The sequence below is a fragment of the Pseudomonas sp. Leaf48 genome (genome assembly GCF_001421885.1).
In the GTDB taxonomy this organism is placed as follows: Bacteria; Pseudomonadota; Gammaproteobacteria; order Pseudomonadales; family Pseudomonadaceae; genus Aquipseudomonas.
The window spans coordinates 178,220-199,585 of the sequence record NZ_LMLH01000002.1 but is presented as its reverse complement, the minus strand read 5'-3'; the positions used below and the strand labels follow the sequence as shown (position 1 = coordinate 199,585).

The following is a 21,366-nucleotide window of genomic DNA, read 5'->3' as shown; positions in this document are numbered from 1 at the left end:
CTTGACGACCATAGAGCATTGGAACCACCTGATCCCATCCCGAACTCAGCAGTGAAACGATGCATCGCCGATGGTAGTGTGGGGTTTCCCCATGTGAGAGTAGGTCATCGTCAAGATTAAATTCCGAAACCCCTATCTGCGTATGCAGGTAGGGGTTTTGTCTTTGTGGTGCTTTTCCCTGTAGGAGCGAGCACGCTCGCGAAGAGCGCCAGGACACCACGGGGGGCCAGACAGACTGCGTCATCGTTGACGTTCTTCGCGAGCATGCTCGCTCCTACATCTATGGTTACCCCATATCACCCCCCCGGCACCGGGCAACTCATATCGCCTTCCTGGCACTTGAGGTAGTTCTTGAAAGTCTGCACCCGCGCCTTGGTCAACTCCGTAATGCAGTTGCTGTAGATCAGCGGATACACACTCCCTCCCTCCACACCCGACGCCGCGAACTTGCACTCGGCATCGCGCATCGCAACCCACGCCCGCTGCGCCCCCACCAGCAGTTGCTTGCTGTCGGGGTTGCCTTTGAGTCGCGCAGTGATCTGCTGATACAGCGCATTCAACTCCTTGTCGGCCGCCGCATGCTGCTGCGCCGCGCACTGGTTCATCGTCGCCTGGTCGCTGGCGTTGTCGCAGTCCAAGGCAAAGGCCATGGGGCTGAACAACAGGGGCGCCACTACCGCAAAAAAGCGTGAGTACATGGGGATTGGCTCGCTGTGACAGGTAAAGTTGAGGGCAGTGTAGCGAAGGGCGAGCAGATTGCAGTGTCGACAGACTCGTCCATCACCCGAACTTATCGCCGGAAAATCGGCCGAATATTTCAGGCATGGTTGATTGCCAATCCCGACTGTTACAACCTCAGGGTTGGTCTTATGGTCTTACTGACCTACTGTTCAGTACAGGAGGTGACTTATGAACCCAGCATCTGATCGCATCGAAAGGAAAATCCTGCTCAACGCCAAGCGTTCTCAGGTCTGGCGTGTACTGGCCAATGCCGAAGTGTTCGGGCAATGGTTTGGTGTCGCTCTGGAGGGCAAGCGCTTTGTTGCGGGTGAATGGACCCAGGGGCAGATCACCTATCCCGGTTATGAGCATTTACGCTGGAACGTACTGGTGGAGCGGGTCGAGCCAGAGCGGCTGTTTTCGTTTCGCTGGCATCCCTATGCGGTAGAGCCGGAAGTCGATTATTCCCAGGAACCCACGACCCTGGTGAAGTTTGAGCTCGAAGACATGGATGAAGGCACCTTGCTCAAGGTGACCGAATCGGGTTTCGACCACATTCCCCAACATCGTCGTCTGAAAGCGTTCCGCATGGACAGCCGTGGTTGGGAAGAGCAGATGAACAATATCGAGCAGTTTTTGCTCGAATTCGCCAAATCCCACGAGCATCAAGGTGGCTGATGGCGACCTGTTCACCCCTGTGTTGGGGCGCGAGCACAAGGCCGCCTGCCCTGTCGCTGAATTCGTGGCTTTCAGGTTGGTTGCTTGTGGCATCTAAGGGTTTTCGGAAGGTGGCTTATAGCGAATGTCTTACACGCAGTGGTAGCGATCTCGTCTGTTGTAGATTGGATCCTATGCGTATTCTGGCCTCACCCACTGAAGCACAGGATGTGCTCAGGATCATGGAGGATCGGCCATAGGCAAGGAATGCCACGACAAGGAGTCGTCATGGTCTTGGAAAAACCCGCTTCGGCGGGTTTTTTTGTTCTGTCGATACATGCCCTTGGGGGAGCTTGCCTGCAAGTCATGATTGACTCATTGTCGATCGAGTTTCGCCGCTGCCCGCTCGGTAATTTCCGTACGCAATTTCAATGAGCTGGCAGCCCGCTGACGCGCTTCCTCCAGCACGCCGACCGGCGCCGTTTCCGGGGAACCCGCAGCAAACGGTGGAGCCGGGGCGTATTCCAGTTGTAACTGGATCAGTTCGGCAGTGTGCTGGTCGAACAATTCCGCCGCCAGGGTCAGGGCAAAATCGATGCCGGCAGTAATGCCGCCACCGGTCAACAGATTGCCGTCGCGCACCACCCGATCCTGCACCGCGATCGCCCCCAACGGCGCGAGTAGTTGGTGATAGGCCCAGTGGGTAGTGGCGCGCTTGCCCTTGAGCAACCCCGCGGCGCCGAGTACTAGCGAGCCGGTGCAAACCGAGGTGATGTAGCGGGCGTGGGCGGCCTGGGCCCTGATGAAATCCAGGGTTTCGTCATCTTCCATCAATGGCCCGACACCGCTGCCACCGGGGATGCAGATCACGTCCAGCGCCGGGCATTGGTCATAGGTGGTCGTCGGTTTCAGCAGCAGGCCGGTGCTGGCGGTGACCGGCAGCAGATCCTTCCAGATCAGGTGCACCTTCACATTCGGTAGCGAAGCCAGCACATCGTAAGGGCCGGTCAGGTCCAGTTGCTGAACTTGGGGGAACAACAGAAAACCGATCTGCAAGGTCATGGCTCTTTTCTCTTGAAGTGGGTGGACGGTTTGACTTTAGGCTCGTAGGCTTTGGCGTATACGCCAATATCCCCACGAATCACGCCAAATGCCCAAGAACATTCACGTACTCGCCTTCGCCAATGTGCAGTTGCTCGACGTCACGGGGCCATTGCAGGTATTTGCCTCGGCCAACGACATTGCCCGCCAGCAAGGGCTGCCGCAGCCCTATGTGCCATCGGTAATTGCCAGTGGCGGCGGGGCGGTGCTGTCGTCGGCGGGCCTGGGAATGCTGGCGCAGCCGTTGCCCGAACATGGCAGCGATACCCTGATCATCGCCGGAGGCTGGGGTGTCTACGCAGCAGCGGACGATGCGTCGCTGGTGGCATGGGTGCGTAAACATGCCGGTGATTGCCGACGGGTAGCCTCCGTGTGCACCGGGGCGTTTCTGCTGGCAGCCAGCGGCTGGCTCGATGGCCGGCGCGTCGTGACCCACTGGACCCGCTGCGAGCAACTGGCACAGCAGCACCCGCGATTGCAGGTCGAGCCCAATCCCATTTTCATCAACGACGGCCCGGTCTGGACCTCCGCCGGAGTCACGGCGGGTATCGACCTGGCACTGGCCATGGTCGAAGAAGACCTTGGGCGCAATATGGCCCTGGAAGTCGCCCGGCAACTGGTGGTGTTTCTGAAGCGCCCGGGCGGGCAATCGCAATTCAGCGTCACTCTGTCGTTGCAGCAAAAAGGCAAGCGTTTCGACGAACTTCATCTCTGGATCAGTGAAAATCTCAACAAGGACCTGGGCATTGCAACCCTGGCCCAGCAGGCCGGAATGAGCGAGCGCAGCTTCGTGCGCCACTACCGCGCCGATACCGGCCAGACCCCGGCCCGGGCCATCGAACTGATTCGCGTCGAAACCGCGCGGCGTTTGCTCAGCGACACTGGCGTGCCGATCAAACGCCTGGCCCTGCAATGCGGTTTCGGCAGCGAAGAAACCCTGCGCCGCAGTTTCCTGCGCGCCATGGGCGTGACACCGCAGGCCTATCGCGAGCGGTTTTCCGTCAGCGCTGCAGTAGATCCAGTAATGCTGTGAGCTTCGCATCAGTCCGGCTCGGACTGTTACTGGAACCGCTCGGAACGGCGGCCTTAGACCGATGCAGTTACCTCGACTTCGGCCACCTGATTGAAGTACTTCGCCCGATCCGGTGTAAACGTCACCACCATCCCCGTGCGCGAACAGGTCAGTGCCCGTTCCTGGCTCAGGTCAACATCCAGATCTTCCCCGCGCAAGCCTTGCCATTGGGCGAGGTACTTGAGGGAACCGTATTTTTCGAGTTTTTTCAGGCTGCGGCTGACGCCACCTTTCCAGCCCAGCACCGGCAGTTCGCCGGCGAGGCATTGGCGGGCTAGATCCGGGAAGCGGGCGGCGCGCTGGCGGCCGACTTCCCAGCATTTGATCAGGCCCTTGTCGTGGTCGTCCCACAGTTGCTCGCGGTTTAAACCGGAGCGAAGCGGGGTGTCGATGCTGCGATGGATTCGTTGGGTCATTCTGGTTCCTTGAATTCGGGTGTTGTTGGACAGCTCCGCTGTACCCGTTGAGCTTTGATGTTAGGTGGGGAACCTGCGACTGACAACCGGGTATTTACGGCTATTCAGCGACGGTTTTGTTTAAAATGGGCAGGGCTGTAATCTGTGGATTGGTGGTACCCGGATTGACTACGCGCTCACGGCTGCCAGAAGCTTTTCTCGCCGCTCAACTTGCGATCCAGAAAACACGCCGCGCTGATCAACGCCAGATGCGTCAGGGCTTGCGGTGTGTTGCCCATGTGCCGGGCGTGGCTGTCGAATTCTTCGGCGTACAACCCCAGCGGGTTGGCGTAGCGCAGCAGTTGTTCGAACTCCAGATGGGCCTTGTCGATCTGGCCGGCGCGGGCCAGGCATTCGACGTACCAGAATGAACAGGCGGCGAAGGCGCCTTCGGTGCCGGGCAGGCCGTCGATCTGGCTGTCGTCGTTGCGGTAGCGATAGATCATGCCGTCACGCACCAGGCTTTTTTCGATGGCATCGAGGGTCGCCAGCCAGCGCGGGTCGCGGGCGCTGACGAAACGCACCAGCGGCATCAGGAGCATCGAGCCATCCAGACCGGCGCCACCGATATGCTGGACGAAATGCCCGCGTTCTTCGTTCCAGAAGTTTTCCCAGATGTCGGCGTGGATCGCCTGGCGGGTCTGGTCCCAACGAGCGAACGGCGCGGGCAACGAGCGTTTGGATGCCAGACGAATGGCCCGGTCCAGTGCCACCCAGCACATCAGCCGCGAATGCAGGAAATGGTACTGTTCGCCGCGCATCTCCCAGATGCCGACGTCCTTCTGCTCCCAGCTTTCGCAGACTTGATCGATGACCTCCATGGTATGTTTCCAGCCTTCGTGGGAGATGGCTTCGCCGTATTTGTTGACCAGGTAAATCGCGTCCATCAATTCGCCAAAGATGTCGAGCTGGACCTGTTCGTAGGCCTGATTGCCGATGCGCACCGGTTTTGCCCCGCCGTGGCCGGACAGATGCGCGAGTTCGATCTCCGGCAGCTCCTGACGACCATCGATGGCATACAAAATGTTGAGTTTCTTCGTCCTGCCCTGGCAATCGCTGACCCGCCCACGCAGCCAGCGCATGTATGCGTTGGCCTCTTCGACCAAGCCCAGGCGCATGAAGGCGTACACGGTGAAGGATGCGTCGCGGATCCAGGTGAAGCGGTAGTCCCAGTTGCGCTCTCCACCGGGGGATTCCGGCAGGCCGAAGGTGGCGGCGGCGAGGATGGCCCCGTGTTTGCGCGAGGTCAGCAGCTTCAAGGCCAACGCCGAACGGTTGACCATTTCCCGCCAGCGGCCGCGATAGCTGGACTGGCCGATCCAGTCGCGCCAAAACTTCAGCGTGCGCGCAAGGCACAGTTCGGCAGCGCCTTCCTTGAAGCGTGGATCGTCGATGGCGCCGAGCAGGAATTCACTCGTCTGGTTTTGTTCGAGGGTGAACTGGCCGAGCGCAACGTTTTCGTCGAGGCTCAACGCCTGATCCGACCACAGCCGCAGGGACGGCTGGCCGGCAGCCTCGAAGATCACATCTTTATTATCTATGCGCGCAAGGGTATGGGCACGGGCATAGTCATGGCGCACCGCGCAACGCAGGTGGAAGGTGGCGCGACCGCTGACCACGCGGATGCGGCGCATCAGCAGCGGCAAATTATCCTCGGTGTCGCCGATGGGCAGCAGGTCGGTGACTTCGACCACTGCCTGGTCACTGAGCCAGCGGGTTTGCAGTACGTTGGTGTCAGGCAGGTAGATCTGTTCGCGGCGGGCGTCGGGCAAATCCGGCGAGAGCTGGAAGATACCCGCGTCGGGGCTGTCTAGCAGCGAGCAGAAGATCGATGGGCTGTCGAATTCCGGCCAGCAGAAAAAGTCTACGCTGCCCTTGTCGTTCACCAGCGCCGCGCTGCGCATGTCGCCGATGATGCCGTGGGCGTCGATGGGGCTTTGTCGTTCGGGATGATGATCAGCCATTGCCGCGAAACTCCGGGAGCCGAATGCCTAATCAGCTGACTGGCCGGGGCGCTCGAGAGTTCATTTGGCGCAGTAGGGCGCGAGGCTTTCGGGCGGGCTCATGCCCGCGGTGTCATCCGGAGCAGGCCCGCGCCACAGGGATCTGCAAGACCCCTATGGTTGCGAGCCCGCTACAAAAAATTGGCGAATGTTGAAGGTTAAACCTTGCGAACCCGCAAACAGCGCCACAATGCGGCAACCATCAACCCGCTCACCAGTGCCCAGCCCCAGGCCTGCTGGTTGTGTAAACCTTCCTGGAACAGTTGCGGCGCAATGCCGGCCCCAATGATGAAAGTCAGCAGGGCGATCTCCCGGCGCGGCACGCTCACCGGTCGGCACAGGTAGACCAGCGCCGGGACGATGAATGCGGCGCTCGGGAAGCTGCGGTAGCGTGGGTCGAACACCAGTTCGAGCATCAGCACCGCGGCGGCGAAGCCTGCCGCTGCCACCAGCCAGCCGGCTCGACGCTCCAGGGCATTGAACCCACGCTCGCGCCAACCGCTGCGAGGGCTCAGCGCCAACGCAGCGTGGGCCAGCACCAGCAGGTTCAACCCCGTCAGCAACCCGACCCACAGCCATTCACTGGTGAACCGGGTGGTCACCTGTGCCAGGTCGCCCCAGACGCCAATCGAGCACGCCGCCAATGCGCCGAGCAGGGGCAGAATCAGAGCGGCACGGGTCGTGCGCACGCGGCCGCCGAGGACCAGCGTTGCAAGGAAGATCACACTGCCCACCACCAGCCACTGCGACCAGTACGGCACATTCGATACCGGCCCGGCCAGCACGCCCTTGTCCCGGCGGTCTGCATCGTATAGCCCCCAATAACCACCGACCGCACCTTCGCTGGCGCGTTTCCATGGCTGGTCGAAGGCTTCGATCAGGTTGTAGTGCCAGCCCTGCTGCTCGGCCATGGCGACAAAACCACGAATGAACTTCGCTTCATTGACCCGGCTCGGCACTGCGGTTTCGCGCTGACGACCCTCGCTGGGCCAGCCGGTTTCACCAATCATCACGTCTTTGGGCGCGAACTTGTTGCCGAACACCTGACGCACTTCAGCCACATGGTGCAGGGCGGCGTCGATGTTCGAAGGGTCATCTTCCCAGTACGGCAGCAAATGGATGGTCAGGAAGTCCACGGCCGAGGCGATTTCCGGGTGCCTGAGCCAGAACTCCCAGACGTCGGCATACGTGACAGGCTGTTTGACCTGACTCTTGACCTTGTTGATCAGCGCGGCCAATTGCGCGCCGGTCACTTCCTTGCGCAACAGGGTCTCGTTGCCGACGATCACCGAAGTCACCACATCGGTGTTGGCGTTGGCCGAAGCGATCAGCAGGTCGACCTCTTTGCCGGTGTCCACCGGATTGCTGTTGACCCAAGCGCCGATCATCAGCTTCAAGCCATGTTTTCGCGCCAGGTCGGGCAGGGCTTCGAGGCCGGTCATGGAGTAGGTGCGGATGCATTCGAAGCGGGTCGCCAGCAAGGCGAGGTCGGCATCCATGCGCTCGGGTCGCAACTTGAACGGCTGATCGAACGGCGACTGGTCCTTGTCGAACGGCGTATAGGACGCGCATTGCAGCTTGTGCGACGCGCTGGCGACGTCCGGCAGGACCAGCGGTTTACCGAGGCCGTACCAGAAGCCACCGAGGGCAAACAGCCCCAGTGCGCAGGCGAATAGATAAGCAAAAAAAGGGAAACGGGATTTCGCGGACATGGTCAGGCCGTGTGGGAGCAAAGCGGCGCATGTTACCTGCAATTTCCGCCCGGCTGGTGGCTCGCACGATTTTGACATGCAAAGTTCGGGCGGATTGCCCGGGGTGTGTGGCGGCTTTCAGGTTAATGGCTTTCTGATGTCGCTTCTCGATGCCTTGAGGTCGCTGGCAGAGCAGGTCCCCAAGGGCCTGAGGTTGATGATCGCAGTGTCAGTACTCCGCTGATGTCCGGTCGAGTTTGCAATGGGGCGTGATGGGGGCGCTGTGCACCACAACAAGGCTTTGAAGCGACTCGGCACCCGTCGAGCGCAGCACTTTCGGGGAAGTAACGATGAAGATGCGACGACTTTTAGGCGCAGGTGCCGCTCTGGTACTTGCGATTGGCTCCACATTCGCCAATGCCGAGAGCAAGACCCTGACCATCGGTTACGTTGATGGTTGGTCCGACAGCGTTGCGACCACCCATGTCGCGGCCGAGGTGATCAAGCAGAAGCTTGGTTACGACGTGAAACTTCAGGCGGTCGCCACCGGGATCATGTGGCAGGGCGTGGCCACGGGCAAACTCGACGCCATGCTGTCGGCGTGGCTGCCGGTGACCCACGGCGAATACTGGACCAAGAACAAGGACCAGGTCGTCGATTACGGGCCGAACTTCAAGGACGCAAAAATCGGCCTGATCGTGCCGGAGTACGTCAAGGCCAAGTCTGTCGCCGATCTGAAAACCGATGACAGCTTCAAGAATCGCATCGTCGGTATCGACGCCGGTTCAGGGGTGATGCTCAAGACCGAGCAGGCCATCAAGGATTACGAACTGACCGGTTATCAACTCAAGGCCAGTTCCGGCGCCGGCATGATTGCCGAACTGACCCGTGCCGAGAAGAAAAACGAATCCATCGCCGTCACCGGCTGGGTGCCGCACTGGATGTTCGCCAAATGGAAGCTGCGCTTCCTCGACGACCCGAAAGGCGTCTATGGCGCGGCTGAAACCGTCAACAGCATCGGCAGCAAGGAACTGGCAACCAAAGCACCGGAAGTCGCCAAGTTCCTGAAGAGCTTCCAGTGGGCGTCCAAGGATGAAATCGGCGAAGTCATGCTGGCGATCCAGGACGGTGCCAAGCCTGATGCCGCAGCGAAGGACTGGGTGGCCAAACACCCTGAGCGTGTGGCTGACTGGATCAAATAACCCTCAACCAACACCTGCTCGCTTCACCCTGTGGGAGCGGGCTTGCTCGCGAATACGATGTGTCAGTTGACCCGGTATTGACTGACACACCGCTTTCGCGAGCAAGCCCGCTCCCACAGTTGTTTGGGGACATGCTTGAAATTGGCGAGTACGTCATGTCGTTCTACTACTAAGGTCGTCTGGAACCTGGCTCGCAGCCGCATACAGTGGATATCGTTCCAACTTAATCTGTGCTGCGAGGATAAAAACAATGAACGACAGCATTTACCTCTCGATTCAAAACAGCCCGCGCTTCAAGGAGCTGGTTAGCAAGAGGGAACGATTCGCCTGGATTCTTTCGGCGATCATGCTAGGGCTTTACTCCGGATTCATCCTATTGATTGCCTACGGGCCGCATGTACTGGGGGCGAAGCTCAGCCCTGAGTCATCGATTACCTGGGGCATACCGATCGGTGTCGGGCTGATTGTTTCGGCTTTCATACTGACCGGTATCTACGTGCGACGCGCCAACGGCGAATTCGACGACCTGAACAATGCGATTCTCAAGGAGGCTCAGCAATGATCCGTCGTCTAATGGCTCTATTGAGCATCGCAGCCTTCGCACCGGGCGCCTGGGCGGCTGACGCCCTGACCGGCGCCGTGCAGAAGCAGCCGCTCAACATTTCCGCAATTCTGATGTTCGTCGCATTCGTTGGCGCGACCCTGTGCATCACTTACTGGGCGTCCAAGAAAAACAAGTCGGCCTCCGACTATTACGCGGCGGGCGGCAAGATCACCGGTTTCCAGAACGGTCTGGCGATTGCCGGTGACTACATGTCCGCAGCGTCTTTCCTGGGTATTTCCGCGCTGGTGTTCACCTCCGGCTACGACGGCCTGATCTACTCGATCGGCTTCCTGGTGGGCTGGCCGATCATCCTCTTCCTGATCGCCGAGCGCCTGCGTAACCTGGGTAAATACACCTTTGCCGACGTGGCGTCCTATCGCCTTGGGCAAACCCAGATCCGCTCGCTGTCCGCTTGCGGTTCGCTGGTGGTGGTGGCGTTCTACCTGATCGCGCAAATGGTTGGTGCCGGCAAGCTGATCCAGCTGCTGTTCGGTCTTGACTACCATGTTGCGGTGATCCTGGTCGGTATCCTGATGTGCATGTACGTACTGTTCGGCGGCATGCTGGCGACCACCTGGGTGCAGATCATCAAGGCTGTCCTGCTGCTGTCCGGCGCTTCCTTCATGGCGCTGATGGTGATGAAGCACGTCAACTTCGACTTCAACGCTCTGTTCTCCGAGGCGATCAAGGTTCACCCTAAAGGTGAAGCGATCATGAGCCCGGGCGGCCTGGTGAAAGATCCGATCTCGGCGTTCTCCTTAGGGCTTGCGCTGATGTTCGGTACCGCTGGCCTGCCGCACATCCTGATGCGCTTCTTCACCGTGAGTGATGCAAAAGAAGCTCGCAAGAGCGTGCTGTACGCAACCGGTTTCATCGGCTACTTCTACATCCTGACCTTCATCATCGGCTTCGGCGCGATCCTGCTGGTCAGCACCAACCCTGCGTTCAAGGATGCGGCTGGCGCGCTGTTGGGCGGCAACAACATGGCGGCGGTGCACCTGGCCGACGCGGTCGGTGGCAGTATCTTCCTGGGCTTCATCTCGGCGGTAGCGTTCGCGACCATCCTGGCAGTGGTTGCCGGTCTGACCCTGGCCGGTGCTTCAGCGGTGTCCCACGACCTGTACGCCAGCGTGATCAAGAAGGGCAAGGCCAACGAGAAAGATGAGATCCGCGTCTCGAAAATCACCACCATCGCCTTGGCGGTACTGGCGATCGGCCTGGGCATCCTGTTCGAAAGCCAGAACATCGCGTTCATGGTCGGCCTGGCGTTCTCCATCGCGGCGAGCTGCAACTTCCCGGTCCTGCTGCTTTCCATGTACTGGAAGAAGCTAACCACTCGCGGTGCAATGATCGGCGGCTGGCTGGGCCTGGTAAGCGCTGTGGGCTTGATGATCCTTGGCCCAACCATCTGGGTGCAGATCCTGCATCACGAGAAGGCGATCTTCCCGTACGAGTACCCGGCGCTGTTCTCGATGATCATTGCCTTTGTCGGGATCTGGTTCTTCTCGATCACCGACAAGTCGACCGCGGCTGATAACGAGCGGGCGCTGTTCTTCCCGCAATTCGTTCGCTCGCAGACTGGTCTGGGCGCGAGTGGGGCGGTATCGCACTAAAAGCAGCTACAAGCTACAAGCTAAAGCAAATGCCCCGGTCGAAAGATCGGGGCATTTTTTTGAGCAATCAGTGGGTGGCCGGTGCCGCTTGCTCGCACGCGTGCTGTGGGACAACGTTTAACAAACTCTGCAGCGATGCCTTGATACTCTGCGTGATCGATCGATCACGGACATCACCATGGAAGTGGCATCACAATTCATCATCCACCAGACTGCCCACTGGATACTCAATCACCACATGTCATCCGCGCTTCCTGGCTATCTGATGTTGGGGGCAAGGGAGCATGTCAGCTCATTGGCCGACCTTCCGGCCGATGCCCTGGCTGAACTGGGTGGCCTGTTCGCGACAATTCAGAAAACCCTCGAAACCCGGCTGAAACCGAAATGGCTCTATATCAGTCGATTCGGTCATGTCCCTGGCTACCCCATCCATTTCCACTTCATTCCTGTCTATCACTGGGTTGAAGAGTTGTTCTGGAAGGATCACAGATACCGGCTGCTGGAGACCTTCGCCTCGATCGAGAATGCCGCGTCAATCACTGATGGCGCGGAGCTGACACTGTTCATCTGGCGCGAGTTCGGGGAACGTCCGCAACCTCCAGCCATTCAAGGGCCTTCGATCAACCAGGTCATTGAGGATTTACGCGGTGCGTACTGTCGGGCACCGAACACCCTCTGCGTGAATGCTCTGGCAACTGACGGAACAGATCACCAAAAGCCTGACTGACACCCCTGTAGGCACAACAGTAAAGGCCTAAGCATGTCCCTGATCTCGCAACGTGTAGAACTGGCACGCAACGGAGCCAACTACGCCAGGAGACGTGAGTGCACTTAGACTAAAATGTCGACCAGAAGCGCGATTGGGCGCTTGCCAGTGACCAATAAACGCGCCATGACATGGCGTCTGGTTAAGCAGAAAGGGAGTTTGTATCGTGACCGAAGACACCAAAACCAAAGGACCCGCTTCATATTTCCCGTCAATCGAAAAGAAATATGGACACCCGATTAGCTACTGGCTCGCGCTGCTCAATACAGTCAGTGGCAAGAAGCATATGGAAATGGTTGCCTGGCTCAAGACCGAGCACGGTATGGGGCATGGTCACGCTAATGCTTTGGTTGCCTATTATCTGGCCTCTGCCAAAAACACCTGACGAGGTGTCTGCAATCCGCCAATTGTTACTCGCCACAACTGCAGGAATGGCTTGTCGATTCGGTGTCACGTGGATGAGTGCAAACACATGCAGGCCCGCTGCTCCGGATAGTGCTCACGGCCTGCAAGTTAATATTGAGCTATACCCAATCTTCCATTGCAGTTCTTCAACCGAGGAGATTGGCGATGAAATTCAGCAACCCGCTCGCAGCACTCATGCTCACGACCTGTCTGTTCGGCTGTGCCACATCATCAAGCCAGAGCGTGACCATTCCCCTGGTTGCCACCCGGCAGAACAGCGGCCAGATCGGCAATGTAGCCTTGTCTTCCTATGACAATAAAACCGGGCTCAGCTTCTTTATCAGTGGTGTTCCTGGCGGCGGTACATTGCCCTTGCGCCTCTATTCCTTCATCAACAAAGGTAGTTGTCAGCAACCGGGGCCAGTCGCCTTTGCGATGAATGAACAAGTCAACACAGAGCGCCAGCCGATACGTGGCTGGACGTTTTCAAGAAGCGCACCGATCGCGTTACCCGCCCTTCTTTCCGGTGGTTACTACATCCTCGTGCGAACGTCGGCACCGGACGGCAACATCGATATTTTCTGTGGGGATATCCAGGGCTAATCGGTGAAGTAATGCCGGCAACAGCGGCCCCGCAGATTATTTGCCGTGTATCACACTGTGTCTGCACCAGCACTCGATACACCCGCTTGCACCCGGCCCGCGCTGCGACACAGGCCGGATACGTCGCCGCGTTCAAATGTCGGCAAGGTTTACAGGGATCAATCGGAGCCCCTGGCCGACGGCTTGCAACGGAGACTTCAGCATGAAGATGGCACTGCAGCACGACAAAACCGCTGAACCCCGCCGCCGTCTGGTCGGCTACACGATGCTCGCGTTCAGTCTGTTCGGCGCTCTTGGCATGGCCCATGTGCAAGCGGCTGCAACCGCACAGCCAGCCCAGAGCAGCGCCGGCAGCACCAGTGCCGCTGCGTCTCCCTTTGGCCCGCTCAAGCATGTCAACGCCGGGCTGCTGGACGTGGCATACGCCGAGACAGGTCCGGCCGATGGCCCGGTGGTCATCCTTCTGCATGGCTGGCCGTATGACATTCACAGCTATGATGAGGTCGCGCCCTTGCTGGCAGCCAAGGGCTATCGAGTGTTGATGCCGTATGCCCGTGGTTACGGCGATACGCACTTTCTTTCGGCGAAAACCCTGCGCAATGGCCAGCCGGCCGCGCTGGCCAGCGACGTCATCGACTTCATGGATGCACTGAAGATCAAGCAGGCTGTGCTCGGTGGCTATGACTGGGGCGCACGTTCGGCCGACATCGTTTCTGCGCTGTGGCCGGAACGGGTCAAGGCGCTGGTCTCGGTCAGCGGTTATTTGATCGGCAATCAGGCGGCGGGCCAGAACCCGTTACCGCCCAAGGCTGAATTGCAGTGGTGGTATCAGTTTTACTTTGCCACCGACCGCGGTCGCGCCGGTTACGAGAAGAACACCCATGACTTCGCCAAATTGATCTGGCAGCTGGCGTCACCCAAATGGGCATTCGATGACGCCACCTTCGACCGCAGTGCCAAGGCGCTGGCCAATCCCGACCATGTCGATATCACCGTGTTCAACTACCGCTGGCGCCTGGGCCTGGTGCAGGGCGAGAGCCAGTACGAAGCGCTGGAACAGAAACTGGCCACCGCGCCGTCCATCAGTGTGCCGACCATCACCCTGGAAGGGGATGCCAACGGCGCCCCGCACCCGGCTCCCGAGGACTACGCCAAGCGTTTCACCGGCAAATACGAGTTCCGGCTGATCAGTGGCGGCATCGGTCACAACCTGCCCCAGGAGGATCCGCAGGCGTTCGCCAAGGCGGTGATTGATGCGGACCACCTCTGAGGCCAGGCGGACTACTCCTCAAGGCGTCCTGTGCCCTCACGATCGCGCTCGTAGTGTCGAGTCAGCGGGAAGGGCGGCAACCAGGACTCGCGGCGGATGATCCAGCTTTCGTAAGTAGGTTTGAGCTGGTCAGGGGCATCGAGGGATCCCAGGTTCACTTCGACTTCATCGTTGCTGCGGGCGAAAACCGACGAGCCGCAGCGCGGACAAAAAAAGCGTCCGGCGTAGTCGCGGGTTTCGCCCTCGATCGTCACCGCCTCCTGAGGGAATATCGCCGAGGCGTGAAACAGCGCGCCGTGATGCTTGCGGCAGTCGAGACAGTGACACAGGCCGACCCGGTAGGGCTGTCCTGTCGCCTCGATCCTGACATTGCCGCACAGGCAACCACCGGTGTATCGGTCCATGCTGCGTCTCCTCTGCGATCACACGTTCGGTTAAACGTAGCCGCTGATCGAGCGTGATGGGGCGGGTTGGAATTCGAGCGCTCGCGGCAATCGATTCAGCGTTAGAATCCGAAGGCATTGGTTCACATTATTAAGGATGATCAAGGTATGTCCAGGCTCGACACCTCCCTGCAAGACAGCGCGGCGCCCGACGGCGTTTGTTACGGCTGTGGCAGCAGCAATCCCCACGGGCTTCACATCAAAAGCTATTGGCATGAGGACGGCGAGCATGTCGTGGCGCAATACTTGCCGGATGCCAAGTATTGCGGCTGGCCGGATCTGGTCTACGGCGGACTGATCGCGATGCTGGTCGATTGTCATTCGAACTGGGCGGCGATGGCCTGGCACTACCGCATGGAACAGCGTGAAGTCGCCAGCCTGCCGCGTATCAATTGTGTCACCGGCAACCTTGGCATCAAGTTCATCAAGCCGACGCCCATGGGCGTACCACTGACGTTGCGGGCGAAAGTGGAAGGTGAAGTCGGCCGCAAAACCCGCGTCATCTGCGAGGTCTACGCAGGGGACGTACTTACGGCCGTTGGCGACTCGATTTTTGTAAGGGTAGACACCGGGCAACTGGCGGATGCCGCGCACAGTCGCTAGCGCACAGGCACTGGTACGCCTCCAGCCTCCAGCTTCAGGGAAAACGGGATGAGCGGAAAAACAGCATGGCAATGCTCGTCATGGGGCCTGTCTTCACTGCTCGCGATCAGCCTGGCGCTGACCGCAGGCTGTGCAGGCAAAACTGCTCGCCATGCGTCCTCGAGCATCGGCTCAAGTTGCTATGCCAAGGCGCTACCGACTGCTGGCGAGGGTGGTCTGGCGTGGGGCTCTACCTTGAGCATCGCGAGGCAGAAATCCCTGAATAACTGCATACGTTATGCCGGGCGCTCTGGTGGTACGCCGAGAACCTGTCAGGTGGTGTTGTCAGAGTGCAGGAACTGAGCAGCGTCGGCATCGAGGGCACCGCCGTTCGGACTGTTTTTTGATTTACCTGAACCCTTCCTGAAGAACCCCGCAATTCCCCCAGCAGGCATTTCCAACGGGTTTACTCTCCAAACATCGGGGCGTAAGCTTCGCGCGTTTTCATCAATCACGGAGACCCACAGTGGGTACTTGTTCGAGTGACAGTTGTCGGCCGGTCCCGGTAACCGGCGTATTCTCGGCAAGATAACGCGCAGTCTCCTGTGCCGTTGTCTCGCCGACAAGCGAGCAGCGGCATCCCGATCGCGGCCAATCCTGGTCGTGTTCCAACGTCCTTCTCATCGACGCTGATCAGCGTGTGGTTTCGACTTTTCCGGTCGCTCTCACACCTGTCGACACGCCTGTCATTCGTGACCGGCGCGCCAGGCCTTGCCTTGCCGGCAGTTGCGGCGGCAGCGGCGTGGACGTACCTGCTCGACGGTTTTCCGACACTCCAGGAGCCGTATTCATGCAAGCCATCAACAACATCAATCTGACCTCACTGCTCGACACCCTGGTCAGCCTCAGTGCGGCCTTCATCCTCGGCGGCCTGATCGGATTCGAACGCCAGTACCGGCAGCGCACTGCCGGCCTGCGCACCAACGTACTGGTGGCGGTGGGCGCGGCGATATTCGTCGATATGGCCAATCGTCTTGGCGGTGCCGAAAGCGCGGTGCGAGTGGTGGCCTATGTGGTGTCGGGCATCGGCTTTCTCGGGGCGGGGGTCATCATGCGCGAAGAGGGCAATGTGCGCGGCCTCAACACTGCCGCTACCCTCTGGACGTCGGCCGCGGTGGGTGCCTGTGCCGGTGCCGACCTGCTGGCCGAGGCGCTGCTGGGCACGCTGTTCGTACTGGCGGCAAACACCTTGTTGCGCCCGATCGTCAACAACATCAACCGTCAGCCGCTGGATGTGATTTCAGCCGAGGTCACCAACATCGTCTATGTGATCGCCCGGCGTTCGCAGCACAAAGCCGTTCTGGTCTTGCTCGAAGCCGAACTGGAACGCAGCAACTACCCGGCCCGCGATGTCGATGTGCATGCCTTCGGTGCAGACGAAATCCAGATCCAGGCCACGCTGGCAACCACTTCGGTGGATGGCGATGAACTCGATGCGCTGGTGACAAGGATCTCGATGTCGACGCTGGTGGTGCAGGCATTCTGGAGTCCGAGCACCACTGAATAATGGGACGCGGCAATCGTGTGGACCGCCAATGGCCGGCGTGAGACGCGCTTGCCCTTGACGGGCTGGCATCAGACTAACCGGTTGGCATTTAGGAATAGTCCTACAGAAAATTGTAACGGGCTTGCGTAGCCTTTGCGCCTTGATGAGTTCCGACATTCCAATGGAGGTCCCGTTGCCGAATCACGCGCTACGAATCCTGATCGCCGACGTGCAGCACTTTAACTGCATGAGAATCGAACGGCTGTTCAACCAACTCGGTTATTTTGCTGTGGCCCCGGTTCAAAGCCTCGAAGAGCTTCTGCGGCTGACGGAATACGGCAGCCAGCCTTTCGATCTGGTGCTCATCAATAGCTCGATGGCAGACGGGTCGCTGAATCTGCCGGATTTTTTCATCGATAACCATCAGGTTCGGCATGCCTTCATCTTTGATGGCCGCCAGGCACAACTGGCTGCAGTCCCGGACTGTATTGGGCAGACGGTCTGGATAAGTCATGCCGAACTGCCTGATTTGTCTTGCGTTCAGAAGCTGATGGCAGCTGTTGATCCCAGGCTACCATTCGTCGGAACTGTCATTTCTGACAGGTAGTTTTATCCACCCTTCCATGCAAGAGTCCCGCGCAGCCGTGGCAACGATTTACGGCCATGCCCCGGGCGTTTTTCTGCTCAGTCGTGGAGTTTTGCACAGGAAATTTCCATGAGTTCCACGAAGACAGCGGTGATTGTGGAAGATCATCCGGTGGTTTGCAGGATGATCAAACTCGTCCTCAGGGGCGCGGGATTCGATCGGATATATGAAGCAACCCGCGGCGATGAAGCACTGGCGATGATTCGTGAACATCGACCGGACATCATGCTGCTGGATCTGGACCTGCCGAATATGGCCGGGCTGGATATATTGGCGCGCCTCAAGGCGGAACAAGCGCGTTGCCGGGTGGTGGTGTTCACTTCCATGCCGCCTGATCATTATCAGGAGCGGTGCATGCGTGCCGGTGCTGCCGCTTATGTGTCCAAAAGCAGGAGTCTGGAAGATCTGGAAGCCGCGGTGAAATCCGTGATGGCCGGTTACACCTACTTTGCCCAGCTGGATTCGATCTCCGTGTCGATGGGGTCATTGCAACGCAGCGAAAAGGAACTGATCGACAGCCTCTCCAACCGCGAACTGGCCATTCTGCAACATCTGGCCCGGGGATCAAAAAACAATGAAATCGCCGAGATCATGCACCTGAGTTACAAAACGGTCAGCACCTACAAATCCCGGTTGATTGACAAGCTCAATGTGCGATCGCTGGTGCTTTTGCGCGATTTCGCCCTGCGCAATCATCTGATCTGAATGAAAATTTTTCGAGGCCTGTCGGGCCTGGTGTTGTCGGGCTTTCTTTTCTGCACGTCGACTGCCTGGGCACAGCCGCAAACATTGACGTTGCTGGGTCGCTCGGACGTCGAAGGCGTGGCCATCAGGCTGTCGGAGGCCGAATCGCGCTGGCTGCACCAGAAACAACGGTTGGTGCTGGCTGTCTCCGCTCCGGATTATCCACCGTTCGAGTTCAACTCCGCGGGCAAGGTGTTCGAAGGGGTGACGGGGGATTACGCTGGAATACTGCAGCAGCTGTTGAACGTGGAGATCGACGTTCATCGCTATCCATCACGCGCTGAAGCGGTGCGGGCAATCAAGGAGGGCGAGGCAGACCTGCTGGGAACTGCCAACCGCTACGAAGCCGAAGATCCTCAACTGCAGATGTCCAGTGCCTATGCGGTTGATCAACCCGTGCTGGTCATCCGCGCCGATGCATCCGAAGTACCGCAGCCGACACTGGCCGGCAAACAGTTGGCGACCCTCTACCACTATCTGCCTGAACGAAGCGTGCAACAGTTCTATCCCGACGCTCAGGTACAGCCTTATCCCTCGACATTGGCGGCAATGGGTGCGGTAGCGTTCGGCCAGGCGGACGTTTATCTGGGCGATGCGATCAGTGCTCATTACCTGATCAGCATGAATTACCTGAATAACGTCCAGTTTGCCGACTTCTCACCGCTGGAGTCCGGCCGCTTTGCCTTCGCAATGGCCCGCGAGAATCAGCCGCTGTTGCGTATCGTCAACAAGGCGCTGGCAGCCGTCTCAGCCAATGAACAGATGAACATCCTGTTGCGTTGGGGGGCTAGCGGAGTGTCTATCCCGGGAACTCATACATTACAGTTGAGCGTGGCCGAACAGCGCTGGCTCGATCGTCACCCGCGTGTGAGGGTGGCGATCAACGAGGATATCCCACCGATTTCGTTCATCGATGGCGAGGGCAGATACCGCGGGATCAGCGTCGATGTGCTGGCGAAAATCAGCCTGCGTACCGGCTTGCAATTTGACATCCAGGCCATGAAATCGGTGACAGCGATGGTCAACGCCATCAAGAGCGGTGAGGTCGACGTACTGGCGGGAATCGGCCTCAGCTCCCAGCGTGAAGACGAGCTGTCGTTTACCCGGGCGTTCCTCAGCAGCCCGTCGGTGCTGGTCACCCGCATAGGGCCGGACAGCCCCAGGACCCTGGATGACATGGCAAGAAAAACCCTGGCGTTGACCCGGGGCAACATCGCCGGTGAGTACATTCGGCACCACTTCCCGCTGATTCGGTGCAAGGATGCGCCCCTGTCGTCTGATGCCATGGAAATGGTCGCCCGGGGCGAGGCTCAAGGTGGCATCAATTCGCTGATCAGTGCCCGCTATCTGATTTCGCGCCAATACCGTGATCTGCTGCAAGTGACCAGCACAGTAGGCACCGACCCGGCGCGCAGCGCCCTGGCGACCAGTCGAGAGGCCGTCGAGTTGCATTCGATCCTGGACAAGGCGCTGCTGAGTATTCCTCCCGAAGAAATCGACAAGCTGACCCGACCCTGGCGCTACGACTCGATGGTGGAGCAGAGCTATTGGTTGCGCCACCGCAAAACCATTTTCCAGGCGTTCGCCTTTGCCGGCACCCTGCTGTTTCTCGCGTTGGCCGGGATCCTCTGGCAGCGCCGCCAGATCCGTCTGCGCCAGCAATTGCTGGGTCAATTGCAGCAAGCCAAGGATGCAGCGGATGACGCCAACCGTGCCAAGACCACATTTCTGGCGACCATGAGCCATGAAATACGCACGCCGATGAACGCGCTGATCGGTATGCTCGAACTGGCATTGAAACGCGCCGATGAAGGCGTGACTGACCGTTGCGCCATCGAGGTGGCCTCCAATGCAGGGCAACAGTTGCTGGCGTTGATCGGCGACATACTGGATATCGCCCGCATCGAATCCGGCCATCTGTCCCTGGCGCCGGAGCGGGTCAACCTGCGAGCGCTGGTGGCGTCGGTGTGTCGGGTTTTTGAAGGCCTGGCGCTGGAGAAAAACCTGCGCTGGCGGGTTGAACTTGACGAGCACAGTGATCGCGATGTGATGCTTGACCCCACGCGCTTCAAACAGGTTGTGTCCAATCTGCTGAACAACGCGATCAAGTTCACCAATGCCGGCCAGGTGAGTCTGAAGCTGCAGGTCGAGCTCCGGCCCTCGGCGCATCTGGCGGTCAGCGTCATTATCGAAGACAGTGGCATCGGCATCAGCGAATTTGACCGCAAACGTCTGTTCAGTCCGTTTGTTCAGGCGGGCAACACTCAGCAGTCCGGTCGGCAGGGTTCGGGACTGGGCCTGGTGATCAGCCGCACGCTCTGCGAGATGATGGGCGGCCAGTTGCAGCTCGAAAGTACACTGGGGCGTGGTACTCAAGTTGCTATCAGGCTCGATCTGGTCGCGCTGCAACCGTTGTCCGCCAGCGAGTCCTGGCAGGACGCAGCACCGCGACCGACGCGCGCGTTGACCATACTGGCCGTTGACGATTATCCGGCCAATCTTCTGCTGCTCTCACGGCAATTGAGCTACCTGGGGCATAGCGTTCTAACCGCGCAGGATGGGGTGCAGGGCCTTGCGCAATGGCGTGAGCATGATTTCGATCTGGTCATCACCGATTGCAACATGCCGTTGCTCGGTGGCTATGAACTGGCCGGCGCCATACGTGACGAAGAACGCCGACAGAGACTGCCGTCGACGTTGATTCTGGGCTTTACCGCCAATGCGCAGGCCGCCGAGAAAGTCCGCTGTCAGGAGGCTGGCATGGACGATTGCCTGTTCAAACCTATCCGCCTGACGGATCTGCAGACATGGTTGGCAACGCGCTTCAGCGGTGAGCGGGCAGGGCAGATCATCTCAAGCGAACCGGCCGAATTCGATTTGAGTGGCCTGGATCGATACATCGGTTCGGACCCTGAATTGGTCGATCAGTTGCTGCACGATATCTCCCTGGCCAACCGCGACGACCGCGTTTACCTGTTGGCCTTGCATGCCAGCGGTAACCGCCCTGGATTGCGTGAGCTGGCGCACCGGGTCAAGGGCGGCGCACTGATGGTCCGCGCGGACGCCTTGGTGGCCTGCTGCGAGCAGCTGGAGCGGGCATGCAGTGACGGCAGCGCGTCACTGATCAACGCCGCCGTTGATCAGCTGCAGCAAGCCATGACGCGGCTGGATCAACGACTCCAGCAAGACTGACGTTCAATCCCGGCGCGCGCAATGCCTTTGGGGCTGGTCAGCCGCAGGCCG

General features: G+C 59.3%; 21 protein-coding genes and 1 rRNA gene. 16 read left to right on the top strand and 6 right to left on the bottom strand.

Translation table 11 applies throughout. The annotated features are described in order from the left end of the window. Nucleotides 1-116, top strand: a 5S ribosomal RNA gene (rrf, locus tag ASE98_RS02930). A gap of 180 nt (nucleotides 117-296) precedes the next feature. On the opposite strand, the gene ASE98_RS02925 is transcribed toward rrf, so the two are convergent. After that, nucleotides 297-698 (bottom strand): lysozyme inhibitor LprI family protein, encoded by a 402-nt coding sequence (locus ASE98_RS02925; protein ID WP_060539911.1) that lies wholly within the window; start codon nucleotides 696-698, stop codon nucleotides 297-299. Between the two features lie 211 nt (nucleotides 699-909). Here ASE98_RS02925 and ASE98_RS02920 point away from each other — a divergent pair, with 211 nt between their 5' ends. Continuing rightward, on the top strand, nucleotides 910-1,398 hold the full coding sequence (locus ASE98_RS02920) for an SRPBCC family protein (RefSeq protein WP_060539910.1): 489 nt from the start codon (nucleotides 910-912) through the stop codon (nucleotides 1,396-1,398). 354 nt (nucleotides 1,399-1,752) lie between these two features. Here the strand turns inward: ASE98_RS02920 and inhA are convergent, their stop codons facing one another. After that, nucleotides 1,753-2,439 (bottom strand): isonitrile hydratase, encoded by a 687-nt coding sequence (gene inhA / locus ASE98_RS02915; RefSeq protein WP_060539909.1) that lies wholly within the window; start codon nucleotides 2,437-2,439, stop codon nucleotides 1,753-1,755. An 88-nt stretch (nucleotides 2,440-2,527) separates the two neighbouring features. Here inhA and ASE98_RS02910 point away from each other — a divergent pair, with 88 nt between their 5' ends. Next, nucleotides 2,528-3,511 (top strand): GlxA family transcriptional regulator, encoded by a 984-nt coding sequence (locus tag ASE98_RS02910; RefSeq protein ID WP_060539908.1) that lies wholly within the window; start codon nucleotides 2,528-2,530, stop codon nucleotides 3,509-3,511. Nucleotides 3,512-3,564: 53 nt separating this feature from the next. On the opposite strand, the gene ASE98_RS02905 is transcribed toward ASE98_RS02910, so the two are convergent. The 3 genes from ASE98_RS02905 to ASE98_RS02895 form a co-directional block, all read right to left on the bottom strand. Further along, nucleotides 3,565-3,966, bottom strand: coding sequence for a hypothetical protein (locus ASE98_RS02905; RefSeq protein WP_060539907.1), 402 nt, complete (start codon nucleotides 3,964-3,966; stop codon nucleotides 3,565-3,567). A gap of 176 nt (nucleotides 3,967-4,142) precedes the next feature. Further along, nucleotides 4,143-5,969, bottom strand: coding sequence for a glycoside hydrolase family 15 protein (locus tag ASE98_RS02900; protein WP_060539906.1), 1,827 nt, complete (start codon nucleotides 5,967-5,969; stop codon nucleotides 4,143-4,145). Nucleotides 5,970-6,166: 197 nt separating this feature from the next. Next, a complete protein-coding gene (locus tag ASE98_RS02895) occupies nucleotides 6,167-7,762 on the bottom strand; it encodes a glycoside hydrolase family 17 protein (protein ID WP_082457458.1) in 1,596 nt (531 codons plus the stop codon). Nucleotides 7,763-8,049: 287 nt separating this feature from the next. On the opposite strand from ASE98_RS02895, the gene ASE98_RS02885 reads away from it, so the two are divergent. The 7 genes from ASE98_RS02885 (at nucleotide 8,050) to ASE98_RS02855 (ending at nucleotide 14,162) form a co-directional block, all read left to right on the top strand. Further along, nucleotides 8,050-8,901, top strand: coding sequence for a glycine betaine ABC transporter substrate-binding protein (locus ASE98_RS02885; protein ID WP_060539903.1), 852 nt, complete (start codon nucleotides 8,050-8,052; stop codon nucleotides 8,899-8,901). Nucleotides 8,902-9,151: 250 nt separating this feature from the next. After that, complete coding sequence (locus ASE98_RS02880; RefSeq protein WP_060539902.1) at nucleotides 9,152-9,463, top strand: DUF485 domain-containing protein; 312 nt, start codon at nucleotides 9,152-9,154, stop codon at nucleotides 9,461-9,463. Further along, nucleotides 9,460-11,118, top strand: a complete 1,659-nt coding sequence (locus tag ASE98_RS02875; RefSeq protein ID WP_060539901.1) for a cation acetate symporter — start codon at nucleotides 9,460-9,462, stop codon at nucleotides 11,116-11,118. The genes ASE98_RS02880 and ASE98_RS02875 overlap by 4 nt, the downstream gene beginning before the upstream one ends. Nucleotides 11,119-11,296: 178 nt before the next feature. After that, nucleotides 11,297-11,845 (top strand): HIT family protein, encoded by a 549-nt coding sequence (locus ASE98_RS02870; protein WP_236707768.1) that lies wholly within the window; start codon nucleotides 11,297-11,299, stop codon nucleotides 11,843-11,845. Nucleotides 11,846-12,050: 205 nt separating this feature from the next. Next, a complete protein-coding gene (locus ASE98_RS02865; protein WP_060539900.1) occupies nucleotides 12,051-12,269 on the top strand; it encodes a DUF4287 domain-containing protein in 219 nt (72 codons plus the stop codon). A 185-nt stretch (nucleotides 12,270-12,454) separates the two neighbouring features. After that, nucleotides 12,455-12,892 carry a hypothetical protein gene (locus ASE98_RS02860; protein WP_060539899.1) on the top strand — a complete coding sequence of 146 codons (438 nt, stop codon included), beginning with the start codon at nucleotides 12,455-12,457 and terminating at the stop codon, nucleotides 12,890-12,892. A 202-nt stretch (nucleotides 12,893-13,094) separates the two neighbouring features. Further along, nucleotides 13,095-14,162, top strand: coding sequence for an alpha/beta fold hydrolase (locus tag ASE98_RS02855; protein ID WP_060539898.1), 1,068 nt, complete (start codon nucleotides 13,095-13,097; stop codon nucleotides 14,160-14,162). 11 nt (nucleotides 14,163-14,173) lie between these two features. Here ASE98_RS02855 and ASE98_RS02850 read toward each other — a convergent pair whose 3' ends face one another. Then, nucleotides 14,174-14,566 (bottom strand): GFA family protein, encoded by a 393-nt coding sequence (locus ASE98_RS02850; protein WP_060539897.1) that lies wholly within the window; start codon nucleotides 14,564-14,566, stop codon nucleotides 14,174-14,176. A 147-nt stretch (nucleotides 14,567-14,713) separates the two neighbouring features. Between ASE98_RS02850 and ASE98_RS02845 the strand changes: the two genes are divergently transcribed. The 6 genes from ASE98_RS02845 (at nucleotide 14,714) to ASE98_RS02825 (ending at nucleotide 21,315) form a co-directional block, all read left to right on the top strand. After that, nucleotides 14,714-15,208, top strand: a complete 495-nt coding sequence (locus ASE98_RS02845) for a PaaI family thioesterase (protein ID WP_060539896.1) — start codon at nucleotides 14,714-14,716, stop codon at nucleotides 15,206-15,208. 48 nt (nucleotides 15,209-15,256) lie between these two features. Further along, nucleotides 15,257-15,550 (top strand): hypothetical protein, encoded by a 294-nt coding sequence (locus ASE98_RS27040; protein ID WP_082457457.1) that lies wholly within the window; start codon nucleotides 15,257-15,259, stop codon nucleotides 15,548-15,550. A 487-nt stretch (nucleotides 15,551-16,037) separates the two neighbouring features. Further along, nucleotides 16,038-16,754, top strand: coding sequence for an MgtC/SapB family protein (locus ASE98_RS02840; protein WP_060539895.1), 717 nt, complete (start codon nucleotides 16,038-16,040; stop codon nucleotides 16,752-16,754). Nucleotides 16,755-16,926: 172 nt separating this feature from the next. Continuing rightward, nucleotides 16,927-17,340, top strand: coding sequence for a chemotaxis protein CheY (locus ASE98_RS25475; protein ID WP_082457459.1), 414 nt, complete (start codon nucleotides 16,927-16,929; stop codon nucleotides 17,338-17,340). Between the two features lie 108 nt (nucleotides 17,341-17,448). After that, nucleotides 17,449-18,084, top strand: a complete 636-nt coding sequence (locus ASE98_RS02830) for a response regulator transcription factor (RefSeq protein WP_060539893.1) — start codon at nucleotides 17,449-17,451, stop codon at nucleotides 18,082-18,084. Then, complete coding sequence (locus ASE98_RS02825; protein ID WP_060539892.1) at nucleotides 18,085-21,315, top strand: transporter substrate-binding domain-containing protein; 3,231 nt, start codon at nucleotides 18,085-18,087, stop codon at nucleotides 21,313-21,315. It begins immediately after the preceding gene. Nucleotides 21,316-21,366: the final 51 nt, after the last annotated feature.

Bases quoted from the DNA above. Each gene is read 5' to 3' on its own strand.
- ASE98_RS02925 (WP_060539911.1), bottom strand. From the start codon at position 698: ATGTACTCACGCTTTTTTGCGGTAGTGGCGCCCCTGTTGTTCAGCCCC.
- ASE98_RS02920 (WP_060539910.1), top strand. From the start codon at position 910: ATGAACCCAGCATCTGATCGCATCGAAAGGAAAATCCTGCTCAACGCC.
- inhA (WP_060539909.1), bottom strand. From the start codon at position 2,439: ATGACCTTGCAGATCGGTTTTCTGTTGTTCCCCCAAGTTCAGCAACTG.
- ASE98_RS02910 (WP_060539908.1), top strand. From the start codon at position 2,528: ATGCCCAAGAACATTCACGTACTCGCCTTCGCCAATGTGCAGTTGCTC.
- ASE98_RS02905 (WP_060539907.1), bottom strand. From the start codon at position 3,966: ATGACCCAACGAATCCATCGCAGCATCGACACCCCGCTTCGCTCCGGT.
- ASE98_RS02900 (WP_060539906.1), bottom strand. From the start codon at position 5,969: ATGGCTGATCATCATCCCGAACGACAAAGCCCCATCGACGCCCACGGC.
- ASE98_RS02885 (WP_060539903.1), top strand. From the start codon at position 8,050: ATGAAGATGCGACGACTTTTAGGCGCAGGTGCCGCTCTGGTACTTGCG.
- ASE98_RS02880 (WP_060539902.1), top strand. From the start codon at position 9,152: ATGAACGACAGCATTTACCTCTCGATTCAAAACAGCCCGCGCTTCAAG.
- ASE98_RS02875 (WP_060539901.1), top strand. From the start codon at position 9,460: ATGATCCGTCGTCTAATGGCTCTATTGAGCATCGCAGCCTTCGCACCG.
- ASE98_RS02870 (WP_236707768.1), top strand. From the start codon at position 11,297: ATGGAAGTGGCATCACAATTCATCATCCACCAGACTGCCCACTGGATA.
- ASE98_RS02860 (WP_060539899.1), top strand. From the start codon at position 12,455: ATGAAATTCAGCAACCCGCTCGCAGCACTCATGCTCACGACCTGTCTG.
- ASE98_RS02855 (WP_060539898.1), top strand. From the start codon at position 13,095: ATGAAGATGGCACTGCAGCACGACAAAACCGCTGAACCCCGCCGCCGT.
- ASE98_RS02850 (WP_060539897.1), bottom strand. From the start codon at position 14,566: ATGGACCGATACACCGGTGGTTGCCTGTGCGGCAATGTCAGGATCGAG.
- ASE98_RS02845 (WP_060539896.1), top strand. From the start codon at position 14,714: ATGTCCAGGCTCGACACCTCCCTGCAAGACAGCGCGGCGCCCGACGGC.
- ASE98_RS27040 (WP_082457457.1), top strand. From the start codon at position 15,257: ATGAGCGGAAAAACAGCATGGCAATGCTCGTCATGGGGCCTGTCTTCA.
- ASE98_RS02840 (WP_060539895.1), top strand. From the start codon at position 16,038: ATGCAAGCCATCAACAACATCAATCTGACCTCACTGCTCGACACCCTG.
- ASE98_RS02830 (WP_060539893.1), top strand. From the start codon at position 17,449: ATGAGTTCCACGAAGACAGCGGTGATTGTGGAAGATCATCCGGTGGTT.
- ASE98_RS02825 (WP_060539892.1), top strand. From the start codon at position 18,085: ATGAAAATTTTTCGAGGCCTGTCGGGCCTGGTGTTGTCGGGCTTTCTT.